The organism is Aeromonas sp. ASNIH1 (assembly GCF_002934285.1).
Classification (GTDB): domain Bacteria; phylum Pseudomonadota; class Gammaproteobacteria; order Enterobacterales; family Aeromonadaceae; genus Aeromonas; species Aeromonas caviae.
The window spans coordinates 4,482,111-4,498,116 of the sequence record NZ_CP026228.1; the positions used below are offsets into that span (position 1 = coordinate 4,482,111).

Here is a 16,006-nt window from a genome sequence, read left to right on the forward strand (position 1 = left end):
CTGTGCTCCTCGGGAGATTAGAGGGACTGGATAGAACCCTTGGGCAGAACGGCAGAGACGAAGTCACGCTTGATGGTGACCTGGGTCTGATCGTTCAGGGCCAGCACAATGTAGTCGCTGTCGGCGGAAACCTTGGCGATCTTGCCGACCAGGCCACCGGAAGTGAGCACTTCGTCGCCCTTGGAGAGGGAGCTCATCAGATTGCGATGCTCCTTGGCACGCTTGGCCTGGGGACGGTAGATCATGAAGTAGAAGATGAGACCGAACACGGCCAGCATGATGATCATTTCCATGCCACCACCCTGTGCTGCCGGAGCCGCGCCTTCTGCATACGCCTTGGAGATAATGCTCATTTAACAACCTCTTATTGATGTAGATTTGAATACTAACTTATATGTCGTTGTTATTTCACGTCATTTTCAGCCAGTGGAGGCACAGGCTTCCCTTGCCGACGGTAAAACTCAGTTACAAAGTCGTCTAATTTACCCTGCTCGATCGCGTCCCGCAAACCCTGCATCACGCGCTGGTAATAACGCAGGTTGTGGATGGTATTCAGACGGGCACCGAGGATCTCGTTGCACTTGTCCAGATGGTACAGATAGCTGCGGGTGTAGTTCTTGCAGGTGTAGCAATCGCAGTCCGCATCCAGGGTGCTGGTGTCTTCCCGGTACTTGGCGTTGCGGATCTTGACCACCCCATCGGTGGTAAAGAGATGACCGTTGCGGGCGTTGCGGGTCGGCATCACGCAGTCGAACATGTCGATACCGCGGCGCACCCCTTCCACCAGATCCTCCGGCTTGCCCACCCCCATCAGGTAGCGCGGCTTGTCGGCCGGAATTTTCGGGCAGACATGGTCAAGGATGCGATGCATGTCCTCTTTGGGCTCACCCACGGCGAGACCGCCGACCGCGTAACCGTCGAAGCCGATCTCAAGGAGACCGTCCAGCGACACATCCCGCAGCGGTTCGTAGACAGAACCCTGGATGATGCCGAACAGGGCGTTCTTGTTGCCCAGCGCATCGAACTTGTCACGGGAGCGCTTGGCCCAGCGCAGGGACATCTCCATGGACTTGCGCGCTTCCTCGTAGGTGGCCGGGTACGGGGTGCACTCGTCGAAGATCATCACGATGTCGGAACCCAGATCGTACTGGATCTCCATGGACTTCTCGGGATCGAGGAAAATCTTCTCGCCGTTGATGGGATGACGGAAGTGCACCCCCTCCTCGGTGATCTTGCGGATGTGCCCCAGACTGAATACCTGGAAACCACCGGAGTCGGTCAGGATCGGCCCCTGCCAGTTCATGAAGTCGTGCAGATCGCCGTGGGCGCGCATCACTTCCTGACCCGGGCGCAGCCAGAGGTGGAAGGTGTTGCCAAGCAGGATCTGGGCACCGGTCTCACGTACCTCTTCCGGTGTCATCCCCTTGACGGTGCCGTAGGTGCCGACCGGCATGAAGGCCGGGGTCTGGACCACGCCACGCTCGAACACCAGTTGACCGCGACGGGCACGCCCATCGGTGGTTTTCAATTCAAATTTCATTGCTACCTCTATTCAGTCAGAGAAACAGTCTGACAACAAAGGGCCCGAGGGGCCCGGTAATATGAAGCCGGCCGGCATACTGACAAGCAGAGCCTGAACGACTTCTGAAGGGCAAGGCTTAACCCTGCACCCGGCGACGGGTGACGAACATGGCGTCCCCGTAGCTGAAGAAACGGTACTGTCCCGCCACGGCGGCCTGATAGGCGGCCATCACGTTGTCATAGCCGGCAAAGGCGCTGACCAGCATGATCAGGGTGGATTCGGGCAGGTGGAAGTTGGTGATCATGGCATCGACCACCTGGAACTCGTAACCGGGGAAGATGAAGATGTCGGTGTCATTGAAGAAGGGCGCCAGCGGCTTGCCCTGGGCCAGGGTCGCCTTGGCCGCGCTCTCGAGGGATCGCACCGACGTGGTGCCCACCGCAACCACCCGACCGCCGCGGGCGCGGGTCGCCGCGATGGCATCCACCACCTCCTGGGGCACTTCGGCGTATTCCGAGTGCATGTGGTGATCTTCAATCTTGTCGACGCGCACCGGCTGGAAGGTGCCCGCCCCCACGTGCAGGGTCACGAAGGCCATCTCCACGCCCTTGGCACGGATCTGCTCGAGCAGCGGCTCGTCGAAGTGCAGACCGGCGGTCGGCGCCGCCACAGCACCCGGCTTCTGGTTGTAGACGGTCTGGTAGCGCTCCTTGTCGGCATCCTCGTCGGGACGGTCGATATAGGGAGGCAGCGGCATGTGGCCGATGGCATCCAGAATGGTCAGCACAGGGCGCGGGTCCAGGAAGTGGATCTCGAACAGAGCGTCGTGGCGGGCACGCATCTCGGCCTCGACGGGCACGCCGTCGGCACCGCCATCCAGAAGGAGACGGGTACCTGGCTTGGGGGACTTGGACGAGCGGACGTGCGCCAGCACGCTGTGCTCGTCCAGAATGCGCTCCACCAGCACCTCCAGCTTGCCGCCGCTGGCCTTCTGGCCAAACATGCGGGCCGGAATGACCCGGGTATTGTTGAACACCAGCAGATCGCCGGGGTTGAGCTGGTCAAGCACATCGACAAAATGACCGTGGCGCAGGGCGCCGGTTTGACCATCGAGCTGCAGCAGGCGGCTGGCGGTACGCTCCGCCATGGGATAGCGGGCAATCAGCTCGTCTGGCAGATCAAAATGAAAATCGGATACTTGCATCTTTCACCTCGGGGGAATCGGCGGCTAGTCTAGTTATCCCCCTCTTCCAAGGCAACCCAAAAGACTAAAAACCCAAGGAAGACAAGGGATAGCGGGCCATTTTGTGAGGCTGGGCCCGTTAAAAAACCTTTAAGGTTTTGTATTGACCCCGATCATGTTCTGGCGACGGGGGCTGGGCTAGGGTGGAAGCAGACACACAAGGAGGCCCACCATGATGACCCTCTCCGAGATCATGACTGAACACCCCTTTACCCTGGGTCCGGAAAACAGCGTCAAGCAGGCGATGGAGCTGATGCAGCAGGAGCGGATCCGTCACGTTCCCATCGTCGATGAACACCAGCATCTGCTTGGTCTGGTCACCCTCTCGGACATCCTGGCCACCCGTGAATCCAAGCTGCTGCTGATCAACCCCGAGCGGGAGGCGGAGTTCACCGACAGCGTCCAGCTCGACGAGATCATGACCCGTCAGGTGGCGAGCGTGGATCCCCACGCCGGCATCAAGGAGGCGGCCCTGTATCTGCAGCGCCACAAATATGGCTGTCTGCCGATACTCAAGGGGCGCAAGCTGGTTGGCATCGTCACCGAGTCGGACTTCATCGCCGTGGCCATCAATCTGCTGGAGCTGATGGAGGAGCAGGAGCCCCCAACCGACTTTTGATCTTAAAATTTTGTAATAAAATTACAATAAAAGCGTTTTCAGCCTAATTTAACGGCTATTAAAGTGAAATACTTTCAATTTGACTGTAAAATTACACCACAAAGCTTGCATTGTGACATTCATCACACTATGATGCCGACCATGCAATGGTTGCCGAAGAGGAGATGAGGATTGTGCACCCGCCATCTTCTCTTCATATGTCTGCAAGTTTGCACACCCCGTAGTTAGTCTTTGCTGTAAAGCATATTTATCGCCATTCCTTGTTTGATGACCCGGCCCTGTCTGTGCGACGGCGCCGGGATTTTTTTATCCCTCTTTTTTCTACTGCGCCGCCTCGTCTGCCCCCTTCTCTGCTCACGCAATGAAAACAAATCCGGTCCAGCCCTTGAAAATGTGACATGCAGGACAGAAATTGAACTTCGACAATGAGTTATCTCCGAAGGCCTGAGATATTCATGTTAGGTACAGTTGTGATGATCTATCTAATAAATAGATTTATGTGATTCAAAATTGTGGCTTTGACCGATTAGAAAAAGTCACTATGATGACTCCATCGAAAGTTAAGCGCCTCGTCTGGCACGACTCTTCAACACCAGACAGGCATATGTACATCACCAAGGAGCAAATACATGTCTACCTACATCAACACTGAAATCAAGCCGTTCAACGCCACCGCCTACCACAATGGCAAATTCGTTCAGGTGTCTGACGCTGACCTGAAAGGCAAGTGGTCCGTGGTGTTCTTCTACCCGGCTGATTTCACCTTCGTCTGCCCGACCGAGCTGGGCGACCTAGCCGACAACTACGCCGAATTCCAGAAGCTGGGCGTCGAGATCTACGCCGTCTCCACCGACACCCACTTCACCCACAAGGCCTGGCATGACACTTCTGACACCATCCAGAAGATCCAGTACCCGATGATCGGCGACCCGACCGGCACCATCACCCGCAACTTCGGCGTGATGATCGAAGAAGCTGGCCTGGCTGACCGCGGTACCTTCGTCATCGACCCGCAAGGCGTCATCCAGATCGTTGAAATCAACGCTGGCGGCATCGGCCGTGACGCACTGGAACTGCTGCGCAAGGTCAAGGCTGCCCAGTACGTTGCTTCCCACCCGGGTGAAGTGTGCCCGGCCAAGTGGAAAGAAGGCGACGCCACCCTGGCCCCGTCCCTGGATCTGGTAGGCAAAATCTAAGCCTCCCCGCTCTGAAGACCGGCCCGTTCAAGGGCCGGTCTTGTTTACGGCCCTCAGAAAATGCGCCGGTCTGCTGTGTGGACCTCTGTTTTCTGTATCCGGTCATCGTGCCGACCCGCATTCAGCAAGAAGGAATTCGACCATGTTAGATACCAACCTCAAACAACAACTCAACGGTTACTTGCAGTACATCGTCAATCCCATCGAGATCAGCGTGTCCGGCAACGACAGCGACAAATCCGCCGAACTCCTGGCATTGGCCAGCGAGATCGCCGAGATGTCCCCCAAAATTTCCCTGACCGATGGCACCAATGCCCGCAAGCCTTCCATGAGCATCGCGCCCCAGGGCCAGGCCCCGCGCGTGCACTTTGCCGGCATTCCCATGGGTCATGAATTCACCTCCCTGGTGCTCGCCCTGCTGCAAAGCGGCGGTCACCCCTCCAAGGCCGATCCGGCCGTGCTGGAGCAGGTGAAGAACCTCAAGGGCGAGTTCCACTTCGAGACCTATATTTCCCTCTCCTGCCACAACTGTCCGGACGTGGTACAGGCCCTGAACCTGATGTCCACCCTGAACCCCGGCATCACCCACACCATGATCGACGGTGCCCTGTTCCAGGATGAGGTGAACGAGCGTCAAATCATGGCGGTCCCGAACGTCTACCTGAACGGTCAGCCGTTCAGCCAGGGCCGCATTTCGCTGGAAGAGATCGTTGCCAAACTCGACACCGGCGCTGCCGAGCGCAAGGCGCAAGAGCTGAGCGGAAAAGCGCCTTATGACGTGCTGGTGGTGGGCGGTGGCCCGGCCGGTGCCGCCGCGGCCATCTATGCCGCCCGCAAAGGCATTCGCACCGCCATTGTCGCCGAACGTTTCGGTGGCCAGGTGATGGACACCGTCGGCATCGAGAACTTCATCTCCGTGCCCTACACCGAGGGCCCCAAGCTGGCAGCCAGCCTGGAGCAGCACGTCAAGCAGTACGGCGTGGAAGTGATCACCGAGCAGCGCGCCGCCGCCATCAGCAAGGATGGTTACGTCAACGTGGACCTCGCCTCCGGTGCCACCTTGAAGAGCCGCGCCGTGATCCTGGCGACCGGTGCCCGCTGGCGCGACCTGAACGTGCCGGGTGAACTCGAGTACCGTACCAAGGGTGTGGCCTACTGCCCCCACTGTGACGGCCCCTTCTTCAAGGGCAAGCGCGTGGCGGTGATCGGTGGCGGCAACTCCGGCATCGAGGCGGCCATCGATCTGGCCGGCATCGTCGAGCACGTCACCGTGGTGGAGTTCGCCGATACCCTGCGGGCCGACGACGTGCTGCAGAAGAAGGCCCGTTCCATGGGCAATATCGACATCATCATGAGCGCCCGCACCACCGAAGTGATCGGCGACGGCAGCAAGGTGGTGGGCATGGACTACGAAGATCGCACTACCGGCGAGATCAAGCATCTGGCGGTGGCCGGCATTTTCGTCCAGATCGGTCTGGTGCCGAACACCGAGTTCCTCAAGGGGAGCGAAGTGGCCCTGACCCGCTTTGGCGAAATCGAGATCGACACCAAGGGTGCCACCTCCCTGCCCGGCGTCTATGCCGCAGGGGATGCCACCACGGTACCGTTCAAGCAGATCATCATCTCCATGGGGGCAGGTGCCACCGCCGCCCTGGGTGCGTTTGATTACCTCATTCGCAACCCGGCGCCGGAAGCACAAGCTACCCAGGCCGATGCCGTGACCGCCTGATAACCGTCACCCAACAAAAAACCGACTCCCTGGAGTCGGTTTTTTTATCCCTGTCATTGGGTCGCCAGCCTTCAGCGCCCCTGCGGCGCGTCCCTCTCCTGCCCCTCTTCACTCACCGCTCTCTCTTCTGCATCAGGCGCGGCATAGCTCGCCGGCACTGCCTCCCCTTCCAGATCCGTTCTTGGCTCCAGCTCCGCCGTCATGGGGGTGTTGGGGGGCACCGGCATGAAGACCTGATGCTCCGTCAGCGGAATGGGGGCTCGCTTACGCCTGCGCCAGCCGAGATAGGCCGACAGCAGCAGACCGCACAGGGCAAAGTAGACGAACAGCCCCTGTGGTCCGAACGTTGCCATGGTAAAGGGGGCCAGCAGCGGACCCGTCATGGCCCCCAGGCTGTAGGCAAGCAGCAACCCCTGGTTTGCCCCCAGCACCTGATCCGGGCGCAGTTCATCGCAGGCATGGCTGAGGCTCAAGGGATAGATGGAGAACGCCATGCCCCCCAGCAGGAAGACAAGAGTCCCCTCGACTGGCTCACGCCAGGGCTCCGGCAGCAGCACCATCCACAACGCGATCAGGGTCAGCAGGGCGCAGAGCAGCAGGATCACCAACCGTCTGTCGTAACGATCAGATGCACGTCCGATAGGATATTGCAGACACATCCCCCCAGGATCACCAGCGCCATCATGTCCGCCACCTGGGAGAGGGAGGCGCCGCTGTCGGTGAAATAGAGCGGCAACAGCCCATAGATGGCCCCGAGGATGAGGCCCGAGGTAAAGCTGCTGCCCATCCCCGCCGGAGTGAGGCGCACCAGCTCCAGCACTCCCACCGGCTGGGGTGCCACCATGGCCGGCGTCGCCACCCGGGAGAGAGCCAGAGGCACCACGGAGAGAGTCGCCGCCATGGCGCACAGGGCGAACGGCGTCAGCACCATGGGGTCCACCTGCTTGAGCAGCAGCTGGCCCAGGGCGAGTGAACCGTACAGCAGGATCATGTAGAGGGACATCAACCGCCCCCGGTTCGCCGGGGTGCTTGAGACCAGCATCCAGGACTCCAGCACCACGAACAGGCCGCCGGTGGCAAACCCCCCGATCAGCCGCAGCGCCGCCCAGGTGACAGGCTCCACCACCATGCCGTGCAGCAGAAACAGAAAACAGAGCAGGGAGGCATAAGCCGCATAGGCCCGGATATGCCCCACCCGGATGATGAGGCGGGCATTGATGAAGGTCCCCAGCACCAGGCCGCCGAAATAGGCAGCCGACACCAGACCGATGGCCTGGGCGGACTCCTGCTCGGCGGAGAGACGCACCGTCAGCAGGGTATTGAACAGACCGTGACCCAGAATGAAGATCACCAGACTGGTCAGGGGGGACAGCAACCTTGTCAGTGCCATGGAGCCTCCTCGCAACAAAAGGGTCATGGTAGCCCCTGCCTCCCGCCCCCTTCAACCCGAATGCCCTCCCCCTGCGGGGCTATGCTTGACGGGAACCCCACATGGAGATCCGAAAGATGAGACTCATGCTGTTGTTGGCCGCCCTGCTCTTTTGCGGCAGCGCCCTCGCCTTCCACTGCCCCATGGACATGAAGAAGATAGACGACGCCCTGGCCGCAGGCCCCGCCCTCAGTGCCGAGCAACTGGCCGAGGTGAAGCAGTTGAGGGCGGACGGAGAGACCTTGCACAACGCGGGCAAGCATCAGGAATCGGTCGATACCCTGGCCAAGGCCATGGCCATTCTCGGCATCGATCAGGGCTGATACCGCCCCTTCGCCGCGCGACGGTCTCTTTCGCATCGCCCGGATACAGACCGCCAAAATGAAACAAGGCCCTCGCCATCACTGGCGGGGGCCTTTTCACTGCGGATGTCAGCGCTGAACGGGGCTACACCCGACCACTGTAGACCAGGGTGCAATAGTTGAAGGCTATCTTGCCGTCAACGGCATGGCGAGCAAACTCGCGGCGAACGAGCGCCGTCATCTGATCGTGGGCCGGCGTGCCCGCCACAGGCGCATAGGAGGAGGAGTTGAGCCGTCCAAGCACCCCGTCAAGATCGAACAGCTGACTGTTCTCGAAGCGATCGAGCCGGTACTCCCCGGTGAAGAAGGCGCGAAAATCCGCCTCACCGAGGTTGCGATGATTGACCTCCTCGTAATCCCCCGAGTAGGCGTGCAGCCCCTCTTCATAGGCCTTGAGAAACGGGGTGTTCGTCAGCCTGTCATTCCAGATGAGGGCGACCTGGCCACCGGGCTTGAGCAGCCGCTGGCACTCCTGCCGAAAAGCCGCGCGATCGAACCAGTGAAACGCCTGGGCGACCGTCACCAGATCCATCGCCCCCGTGGGCAGGCCCGTGGCTTCCGCACTGCCGTGCAGCCAGCCGATGTTCCCCACCTGGGCGAGCAGCCGTTTGGCGGCTGCCCGCATATCGTCGTTGGGCTCCACCGCCCAGACCCGCGCAACCCGGGGGGCCAGCAGGGCGGTCAGGATGCCGGTGCCCGCACCGATGTCCGCCACCTGGGCCTCTGGCCCCATGGCCAGCTCCCTTGCCAGAAAATCCAGCATGGCGGCGGGATAACCGGGTCGATATTTCACATAGGCCTCGACCCGGGTCGAGAATCGCTGGGTACTGTCCATGGCAGACTCCTCTCTTGCTGCGGCCTTCATGCCGGCTCCCGGCCTGGTGACCAGGATCCCCATGCCACTACACTTGACCCCATCATGCAAGCCCCAAGCGGGTGGCAAACGGCGTACAGGCTGGCTTGCCACCCAGCGAAGCAGCAGGCGCTGCGGGCGGCAGGCGCTGCGGGCGGCAGGATACCCATCGGGGCGCCCGCTCACGGGCGTCGAAGGACAAACACCAGGATGGAGCTGCGACACAATGAGACCAGTCAAGAACAGGATTTGCCTCTGGTATGACGGGGATGCCGAGGAGGCGGCACGGTTTTACGCCAGCCTCTTCCCCGACTCCGCCGTCGGTGCCGTACACCGGGCCCCGGCCGACTATCCCGCCGGCAAGGAAGGGGATGTGCTGACGGTCGAGTTCAGGGTGATGGGGACCCCCTGCCTCGGCCTCAACGGCGGGCCCGGGGTCCGCCACAACTGGGCGTTCTCGTTTCAGGTGGCTACCCAGGACCAGGCCGAGACGGATCGCTACTGGCACGCCATCATCGACCATGGCGGTCAGGCGAGCGAGTGCGGCTGGTGTCAGGACAAGTGGGGCATCTCCTGGCAGATCACTCCTCAGGTCCTCATCGAGGCGATAAGCGATCCCGACCCCGAGGCAGCGAGGCGCGCCTTCGAGGCCATGATGCAGATGGGCAAGATTGATATTGCCACTATCGAGGCGGCGCGCCGGAGCGAGTAGCCCCTTCGCACGGGCGCCACACACAACAAGGCCACCCCTGGGGGTGGCCTTGTGCATATTGGCAGTCAGCCTTACGGCGCTGATCACTACCATTTAAGTTGGAAACTCTCTGGTCAAAAAATTCAATATCTTAGCGATTCCCAATATGACAATTAAGTTGGAAACTTGAAAGAGATTCTCCATCCGCTCCACAAACAAACAGGACATTGAAGTTGGAAACCGAAACCCGCCACATCTTAATATGACGTAATCATTGGCACGCCTATTCGTTCCACATCGAGCCTTACCCTAGGACTCCATCGGGAAAGCCTGCGCAATAGAAACGGCTTTCCATCCCCAAGTACCGCGTTTTTTGTTGAAATTGAGAACTGCCGTACCGGATATCATCAAGCCATCTTTTATGTTGTGCTCCACAACCAGTGGAGGAGCAATAAATATGTCATTTTCCGTAAATCCCATTCCGTTGGACACGCGAACTTTATCGCTAAACTGCTTCTTGATGTGTTCGCTTGGTTGTTTGCTTGTGGGAGTAGCTTGGCAAACTCGATATTTAGGCCCGTCTTTTGATATGTACCTAGACAACCTGAGAGCAATCGAATCCCCTTCAGAGAACGACTCAGTCAAATCATTAAGAGGAACAAGTCCGTCAATAATACGATCAACAATAAAATGAAGAACCCCTCTATCGCGATTCACGTGATCAACAACGCCAATTATCTCGTGGAACACATCCCACCTCGTTTTGGACGCCCTACTGTCGAGAAGGAAAATCTTGAAGCGCTGGTTGTCGTCGATCTCGCCTTTGACCCTTATCGCGTCGCCAAGGATGAATTTTTTTCCTCCGAGTTTTGATTCGGGAATGCTCTCCTCCGAAGGGAAGGTGGATGTTTCAAGGAATATCTTTCGCTTCTGTATCGACTTACCATCTTTGCCGAGAACGGTAAATTTTTGGTTCTTCGCGGGATCTTGGGGAAGTGGAAGTTGACAGACAGGGTGCTGGTAAACTGGCTGTCTCCAAACACACCACCACCATCACCCTGCTGTCGCCGTGCATCATATTGATATTGCCTCCTTCTGGCCAGGTTATACCGTCATCGCCCAAGCGCTTTCTGCCAACCATCACACCCTGTTTACCCTTGAGCCTCGCGCCGACCTGTTGCCCCGTTGTCGCCGATGCCTGCAACCCACGCCATTGATCCACGACCAACGTATCCGCCGGGTGCGTGAGCGAGACCTATTTGACCGACAAGTCTGGTTACAACTGCCTGTTCGCCGCGTCGACTGTCTGCGCTGTGGTCGCGTCAGTGAACATATCGACTGGCTCCCCTCTGGCTCCCGCCTCACCCGGCGCATGCAGTGCTGGATTGAAGCGCTCGTTCAGTACCTCCCCATCCGCCATGTCAGCCAGCTCACCGGGGTCGGTTGGCACACCATCAAGGAGATCGACAAGCGCCGTTTGCAGACCAGTGTGGGCACCATCGAACTTGGGGAGGTGCGGCGGCTGGTGATGGATGAGTTTGCCCTGCACAAGGGACACCGCTATGCCACCGTGATCATGGATGCCGAGCGAACCCGCGTCCTGTGGGTGGGGCACGGCAACAGCCGGGCCGCTATCCGTCCCTTCTTCGAGCAGCTCGGCGAGCGATGCCAGCAGATTGAAGCGGTGGCGATGGACATGAACACGGCGTTCGACCTGGAGGTGAAGCAACACTGCCCGCAGGCGGAGGTGGTCTACGACCTGTTCCACGTGGTGGCTCGCTATGGCCGAGAGGTGGTGGACCGGGTGCGAGTGGAGCAGGCGAATGCACTGAAAAGCGATAAACCGGCGCGAAAAGTGGTCAAAAGTGCGCGTTGGTTGCTGCTACGTAATCGGGCGAAGTTGAGTGAAAAACAGGATGTGAAGTTGCAGGAGCTGTTGGCGGCGAATCAACCGCTGGCGATGGTGTACGTGCTGAAAGAGGGGTTGAAGGGCATCTGGTATGCGCCGAGCGTGTGGGAAGGATGGCGACGATGGCGGAGCTGGATGCGGCAGGTGAAGGAAAGCGGGCTAGCGCCGCTGCAACGATTTGGTCGAAATTTATCGAAATATATGCGGGGGATCCTGGCGAGTGCAAACTACCCGATGCACACGAGTGTGCTGGAAGGGGTGAACAACAAGATCAAAGTGATAAAGCGTATGGCATATGGATTTAGGGACTCAGAATACTTTTTTCTGAAAATCAAGGCGGCCTTCCCCGGAAAGCCGCGATGAACCAAATTTTTCACCCACGTTTGCATTGACCCATGGCAAGTCACTCCACAATAGGGCTTCGGCAACCGGGGAACGGGACTTATAGAAATCATGGTTGGACGAGGCTGCCTGTGTTTCAGCAAACCAGGGCCGGGAGGCGATTTCCGCTACCACTTCGGGGATTTTATGCCCCTCGCTCTCCTTCACACGCATGAGGGTCTCAATTTCAAGCTTAGCTGCGGCCAAATCGCTACCTTCCAACATGTATTGAGCGACACTAATCCTTATTTTTCCTGTGAACTTATCCTCGGCACGGCAGGACAATGCTTTGCAATAACAGCCGATGGCTGCATTCCGATCCATCGGAGAAATGATGTCACCCAACAAACCCCAAGCCCAGTAGTCGTTCGGTTTGGCCTTGGCGACGGCGAGACCGAAAGCCAAAGCTTCGGCATGCATACCGATGGAGATAAGCACCTTTGCCTTGTCCAATTTGAGCCAGATGTTGTCTGGAAAGCGCTCGATCGCCGCATCGATGTAAGGGAGGACGTATTCTTGCTCTCGCTCGTTTTCGGAGGCAGCGGCTTCCTTTCCCGCTTGCTGGAGTACCCTCTCAGCCAGGGACGGATACTCCTTTCCGTCTTCCGAGCGATATCGCTCGAAATCCTCAGGACGCAGATATTCCAGATTCCACAGACGAGAGAAAACGAGCATACTCAATTTGTCTTGACCCGCCAGTTTTGAGGCGAGTTGGAGAAAGCAAGCGTGCAGGAGTGAAGGCTTTTCAACATCCAGTTTGAGATAGTCGTTCAGGTTGCGTTTGATCGTTCCGATATTGACGTTCTCGGCAGCAATCAGCGCCTTGGAGTGTTTGAACAACTCCCAGCCGAACCCCGTTTGTGTTTCCCTGTCTGCCTGGCATTGAGCCAGAGCCTTTCGGTATGCGGCGACTGCTTCCGCATGTCTGCCCGCCTTGCTAAGAGCTTTGGCTTGACTGATTTCCCGCCCACAGGGGCTGCACAAAGCTAGGGCACTACGAATTCCCTTCGTGAGAACCTCGTCAGATGGGTCAACTCTAATACTCTCCAGTTGGCTACGATAATGGGGCAGGTTATCAAGCATCCCATTGCTGGCATCACGTTTGATAAGGTCTATTAAGCACCAACAATAAGCTTTCTTATCCCAGTAATCACGATCAAGTGATCCCATGAGCTCCAATGCCATGCGATATGCCTCATCAACATCCCCCTGCTTGCGTTTTGCGTAAACGTCGGTGCGTGTAATCATCCTCGCATACCCTCTGTAAGCATCTGGCCAATTACTCTGACCAATGGGCTAGGTGTGCAGGCAGTTATCACGGGCTGACATTTAGTAAATTGATCTCTACCATTGTACCAAACGTCGTAAACGGCGACAGATCCGTCCCTGACAAAGTGATAGCGCAGAAACCATTGCTGCTCTACGACATTCTGAACCGTTATTCCGCTCGCGCTGCACAGCCCGATGACCTTCTGGTGGAAGTCATTCAGGAACTGTTTGGAAAAACTCGCTTCCGCAATTGCTGAACCACTTTCAGGAAAAATCAGCCTGCCTTTGAGAGGGGAAAGTAGGGATGCAACCTCGACGCCCAAGTCGTTTAAGTTCCGTTCGATAACATCGGTAATCTTATGCTTGCCGTTGTAGGTTATATCTACGCGGGCGGACTCCGCTTCACGATTGAAGTGGTAGGCCTCTTGGTATTGGTTATGAGAAATATTTACTATAACGATGCCCTTTCCATCGATAAGTTTATGAACCTCCGTCAGTATCGAGAGTAGAAACTTGGCGTTGCAGGGAATGCCGAAAGTTTCATACTTCTCCGTAGCGGATGCACCCATTGATGAGGGAGGTGAAGAAACAGAGGCTGAAGGGCAGACTTCTAGAGCTCCTGCGGCATCGAATAGACCCCGTACAGGGTTTGAGACAATTTTAATGCCGCTCCACGGTTGTAGATTAGGCGGGTCAAGCAAATAGAGTTTTTGGGCAGTACGCGTTATTGAGGTGTAGAGCCATCGGAAATAGTCGGCCGTCAGTTGGCTTTGATGGCTCTTGCATTTCACGAACACGTTGTTCCATTCGCTGCCTTGGGCTTTGTGGCAGGTAATTGCGTAGCCGAATTTTAGCCTAAGAGCATTGAAATACGGGTCTGTTTTCAATGCTTGCTTGAACTCCACGCTTTTTCTTTTCAACTGAGGGTTTCGGATGCAGAAATCGAGATAAAGAGCCTTGTTCTGATCAGAAGATAATGCAGACTCCTTGCTGTAAAGCAGATCCTCTATGATTTTGGCTTGAAAAAAGTGCGCGACGCCATCGAAGTCTTTGAAGCCGATAATCACGTCTTTGAAAAGCAGCGAGACGGGGATCTCCTCAAGCATCCCTGAATCTTGGATTTTCCTTTTTAGTTTAATAGTGCGTTTCTCTGTGACCGTGCCCACCTGCCGAACCAAGCCGAAATCGCCATTCGAAATGAATATCCCGTATGCGTTGCTATTGGAGACAGCCATCACCTTATCTCCCGGTACAACTTCCGGGTAGCCAGGGAAAAAATGCTCACGAATCAGGCGATTGTAGTCACCGACTTCGGAGTTAGAGTGAGCAATAAGTATCGATTCTCCGTTTATCTTGTTCCCGCAGGATTCGAGATATCGCCCCATCAAATCCTGGTGTTCGACCTTCTGAACGTCGGGGTAACTGAAATCAACTACCAGTTGGTTGAAAGACTTGGCACGCAATGCGCTTCTAAGGGGAACTGCGTTCGCCATTACGCCGCTTTCCGATTTCTGTCGGACAACCTCAGATAACTCGAACTCAGTCGAGCGCACGTGATGTTCGCGGTATAGGTAGTCAGAATCTAATGCGGGGGAAAAATTCATCCCGACCGGTGGCAGTTGCGCATCATCACCGATGAAAATTACCTTCTTGCAGTGATCATTGTGATCCAAATTTACGAACTTTAGGAAGTCAGCAAGCAGATATCCCGTTCCGAATCGGAAAAACTCGCCCTCTTGATAGATATCCGAAATCATTGAGGCTTCATCCACGATGTAAACTGTGTCGGAAGAGAGGCAGTTAACATTCAGTCTGGCGTAAAATTTGTAGGTTTCGGTACCGTCGGTATCGTCGTCGCAATACTCAGCTATATCATCGAACGAGTAGATGGTCTTGTGAATCGTGTATGCGGGTGATTTAGTCTTGCTTGCGATCACCTTGGAAGCCTTGCCTGTTGGCGCAGCTAGAACATAATTGCGCCCAATGGCACGAAAATATTCTGTCAGCCCCTTAGTGATAAAGGTCTTGCCGGTTCCCGCATAGCCTTTGAGGAGAAAAACGCTTTCTATTCTGCCATCTAGGAATCGTTCAAGTTGGCTGACGAGTTTCGCCTGACCGTCGGTCAGGTCATATCCCGCGAAAACGTCGTAAATACTTATCAACCTGCGCGTGTTAGAAGGGCTGAAGTCAATTGCCCTTGAGGCATTGGTGGAAGCATGCTTGAAGCTGACAAGCGCTGCTTCGTCGAGAGCTTGGCTGAGGTTAGCGATCTCTGCTTGCGCAGCTTTCTCAGAAGCCTCCAAGCGGCTCAATTCCTCCTTAGCAGCGGCATGCATTTCTGCCTTTGTGTCGGTGTCGGGGACAGCAACGCCTTCCGAGGCCTTGGCCGGTGGGATGTAAGCCGGATACGGTTCGAGAACATCACCGCTGTAGGTTTTGTAGAACCACAATGCGAGAAGGTATGCCTCTTCAATCAGTGACAAGGAAGTCTGAGCATCTATCGAGCAGCCATGAGCGGCTTTGTTGCCGAGGATACGCAAGGCGTGAAGTTTCTGACATACGGATTCACCAACTGCGTCTTGGAAATAGGGAGATTTGAGTTTTTCGAAAAAACCGTCAGTTAACTCACTGGGCAGCCTCAGTTCTCTGTATATGATACCAACCAGTACTTCCGCGAAGCAGCGAAGCTTTACTGCAACTGTGTGTGGATCCGTGTGCGCATATTGCTCAGCGAAAGCAGCATGCTGATATAGCTGTGGCCAACAGGCTTTTAACGGCTCAAAATTACTGGGATTCATTTGGA

The 16,006-nt window shown here is 56.7% G+C and carries 13 protein-coding genes and 1 pseudogene; 6 read left to right on the forward strand and 8 right to left on the reverse strand.

The window, feature by feature from the left end:
* Nucleotides 1–17: 17 nt before the first annotated feature.
* The 3 genes from yajC to queA form a co-directional block, all read right to left on the reverse strand.
* Nucleotides 18–353 carry a preprotein translocase subunit YajC gene (gene yajC / locus C2U37_RS21705; RefSeq protein ID WP_010675070.1) on the reverse strand — a complete coding sequence of 112 codons (336 nt, stop codon included), beginning with the start codon at nt 351–353 and terminating at the stop codon, nt 18–20.
* Between the two features lie 50 nt (nt 354–403).
* The gene (gene tgt / locus C2U37_RS21710) at nt 404–1,540 is read right to left on the reverse strand and encodes a tRNA guanosine(34) transglycosylase Tgt (RefSeq protein WP_010675071.1); all 1,137 of its coding nucleotides are present in this window, start codon (nt 1,538–1,540) and stop codon (nt 404–406) included.
* A gap of 118 nt (nt 1,541–1,658) precedes the next feature.
* Nucleotides 1,659–2,726, reverse strand: coding sequence for a tRNA preQ1(34) S-adenosylmethionine ribosyltransferase-isomerase QueA (queA, locus tag C2U37_RS21715; RefSeq protein WP_010675072.1), 1,068 nt, complete (start codon nt 2,724–2,726; stop codon nt 1,659–1,661).
* Between the two features lie 211 nt (nt 2,727–2,937).
* On the opposite strand from queA, the gene C2U37_RS21720 reads away from it, so the two are divergent.
* The 3 genes from C2U37_RS21720 to ahpF all read left to right on the forward strand — a co-directional run bounded on the left by C2U37_RS21720 (nt 2,938) and on the right by ahpF (nt 6,309).
* Complete coding sequence (locus tag C2U37_RS21720) at nt 2,938–3,384, forward strand: CBS domain-containing protein (protein ID WP_104453037.1); 447 nt, start codon at nt 2,938–2,940, stop codon at nt 3,382–3,384.
* 629 nt (nt 3,385–4,013) lie between these two features.
* On the forward strand, nt 4,014–4,580 hold the full coding sequence (gene ahpC, locus C2U37_RS21725; RefSeq protein ID WP_010675074.1) for an alkyl hydroperoxide reductase subunit C: 567 nt from the start codon (nt 4,014–4,016) through the stop codon (nt 4,578–4,580).
* A gap of 142 nt (nt 4,581–4,722) precedes the next feature.
* Nucleotides 4,723–6,309, forward strand: a complete 1,587-nt coding sequence (gene ahpF / locus C2U37_RS21730) for an alkyl hydroperoxide reductase subunit F (RefSeq protein WP_104453038.1) — start codon at nt 4,723–4,725, stop codon at nt 6,307–6,309.
* Between the two features lie 71 nt (nt 6,310–6,380).
* Here ahpF and C2U37_RS21735 read toward each other — a convergent pair.
* A pseudogene (locus C2U37_RS21735) lies at nt 6,381–7,699 on the reverse strand (MFS transporter).
* 116 nt (nt 7,700–7,815) lie between these two features.
* Here C2U37_RS21735 and C2U37_RS21740 point away from each other — a divergent pair.
* Complete coding sequence (locus tag C2U37_RS21740; protein ID WP_041215012.1) at nt 7,816–8,061, forward strand: hypothetical protein; 246 nt, start codon at nt 7,816–7,818, stop codon at nt 8,059–8,061.
* A gap of 124 nt (nt 8,062–8,185) precedes the next feature.
* Here the strand turns inward: C2U37_RS21740 and C2U37_RS21745 are convergent, their stop codons facing one another.
* Nucleotides 8,186–8,935 (reverse strand): class I SAM-dependent methyltransferase, encoded by a 750-nt coding sequence (locus tag C2U37_RS21745; protein WP_010675078.1) that lies wholly within the window; start codon nt 8,933–8,935, stop codon nt 8,186–8,188.
* 244 nt (nt 8,936–9,179) lie between these two features.
* On the opposite strand from C2U37_RS21745, the gene C2U37_RS21750 reads away from it, so the two are divergent.
* Entirely contained in the window at nt 9,180–9,665 is a 486-nt protein-coding gene (locus C2U37_RS21750; RefSeq protein WP_104453039.1) for a VOC family protein, read from the forward strand.
* A gap of 288 nt (nt 9,666–9,953) precedes the next feature.
* Here C2U37_RS21750 and C2U37_RS24765 read toward each other — a convergent pair whose 3' ends face one another.
* A complete protein-coding gene (locus C2U37_RS24765) occupies nt 9,954–10,394 on the reverse strand; it encodes a hypothetical protein (RefSeq protein WP_158656297.1) in 441 nt (146 codons plus the stop codon).
* A 319-nt stretch (nt 10,395–10,713) separates the two neighbouring features.
* Here C2U37_RS24765 and C2U37_RS21760 point away from each other — a divergent pair, with 319 nt between their 5' ends.
* The gene (locus C2U37_RS21760; RefSeq protein ID WP_076611394.1) at nt 10,714–11,916 is read left to right on the forward strand and encodes an ISL3-like element ISAeme19 family transposase; all 1,203 of its coding nucleotides are present in this window, start codon (nt 10,714–10,716) and stop codon (nt 11,914–11,916) included.
* On the opposite strand, the gene C2U37_RS21765 is transcribed toward C2U37_RS21760, so the two are convergent.
* Together C2U37_RS21765 and C2U37_RS21770 are read right to left on the reverse strand one after the other, a co-directional pair.
* Entirely contained in the window at nt 11,863–13,182 is a 1,320-nt protein-coding gene (locus C2U37_RS21765) for a tetratricopeptide repeat protein (RefSeq protein ID WP_104453041.1), read from the reverse strand. The genes C2U37_RS21760 and C2U37_RS21765 overlap by 54 nt on opposite strands.
* Nucleotides 13,179–16,001 carry an ATP-dependent DNA helicase gene (locus C2U37_RS21770; protein ID WP_104453042.1) on the reverse strand — a complete coding sequence of 941 codons (2,823 nt, stop codon included), beginning with the start codon at nt 15,999–16,001 and terminating at the stop codon, nt 13,179–13,181. The genes C2U37_RS21765 and C2U37_RS21770 overlap by 4 nt, the downstream gene beginning before the upstream one ends.
* Between the last annotated feature and the right edge of the window lie 5 nt (nt 16,002–16,006).

Excerpts from the sequence above, each read along its gene's own strand:
- C2U37_RS21750 (WP_104453039.1), top strand. The coding sequence starts at position 9,180 with ATGAGACCAGTCAAGAACAGGATTTGCCTCTGGTATGACGGGGATGCC.
- yajC (WP_010675070.1), bottom strand. The coding sequence starts at position 353 with ATGAGCATTATCTCCAAGGCGTATGCAGAAGGCGCGGCTCCGGCAGCA.
- queA (WP_010675072.1), bottom strand. The coding sequence starts at position 2,726 with ATGCAAGTATCCGATTTTCATTTTGATCTGCCAGACGAGCTGATTGCC.
- C2U37_RS21720 (WP_104453037.1), top strand. The coding sequence starts at position 2,938 with ATGATGACCCTCTCCGAGATCATGACTGAACACCCCTTTACCCTGGGT.
- C2U37_RS21770 (WP_104453042.1), bottom strand. The coding sequence starts at position 16,001 with ATGAATCCCAGTAATTTTGAGCCGTTAAAAGCCTGTTGGCCACAGCTA.
- C2U37_RS21740 (WP_041215012.1), top strand. The coding sequence starts at position 7,816 with ATGAGACTCATGCTGTTGTTGGCCGCCCTGCTCTTTTGCGGCAGCGCC.
- tgt (WP_010675071.1), bottom strand. The coding sequence starts at position 1,540 with ATGAAATTTGAATTGAAAACCACCGATGGGCGTGCCCGTCGCGGTCAA.
- ahpF (WP_104453038.1), top strand. The coding sequence starts at position 4,723 with ATGTTAGATACCAACCTCAAACAACAACTCAACGGTTACTTGCAGTAC.
- C2U37_RS21765 (WP_104453041.1), bottom strand. The coding sequence starts at position 13,182 with ATGATTACACGCACCGACGTTTACGCAAAACGCAAGCAGGGGGATGTT.
- C2U37_RS21745 (WP_010675078.1), bottom strand. The coding sequence starts at position 8,935 with ATGGACAGTACCCAGCGATTCTCGACCCGGGTCGAGGCCTATGTGAAA.
- ahpC (WP_010675074.1), top strand. The coding sequence starts at position 4,014 with ATGTCTACCTACATCAACACTGAAATCAAGCCGTTCAACGCCACCGCC.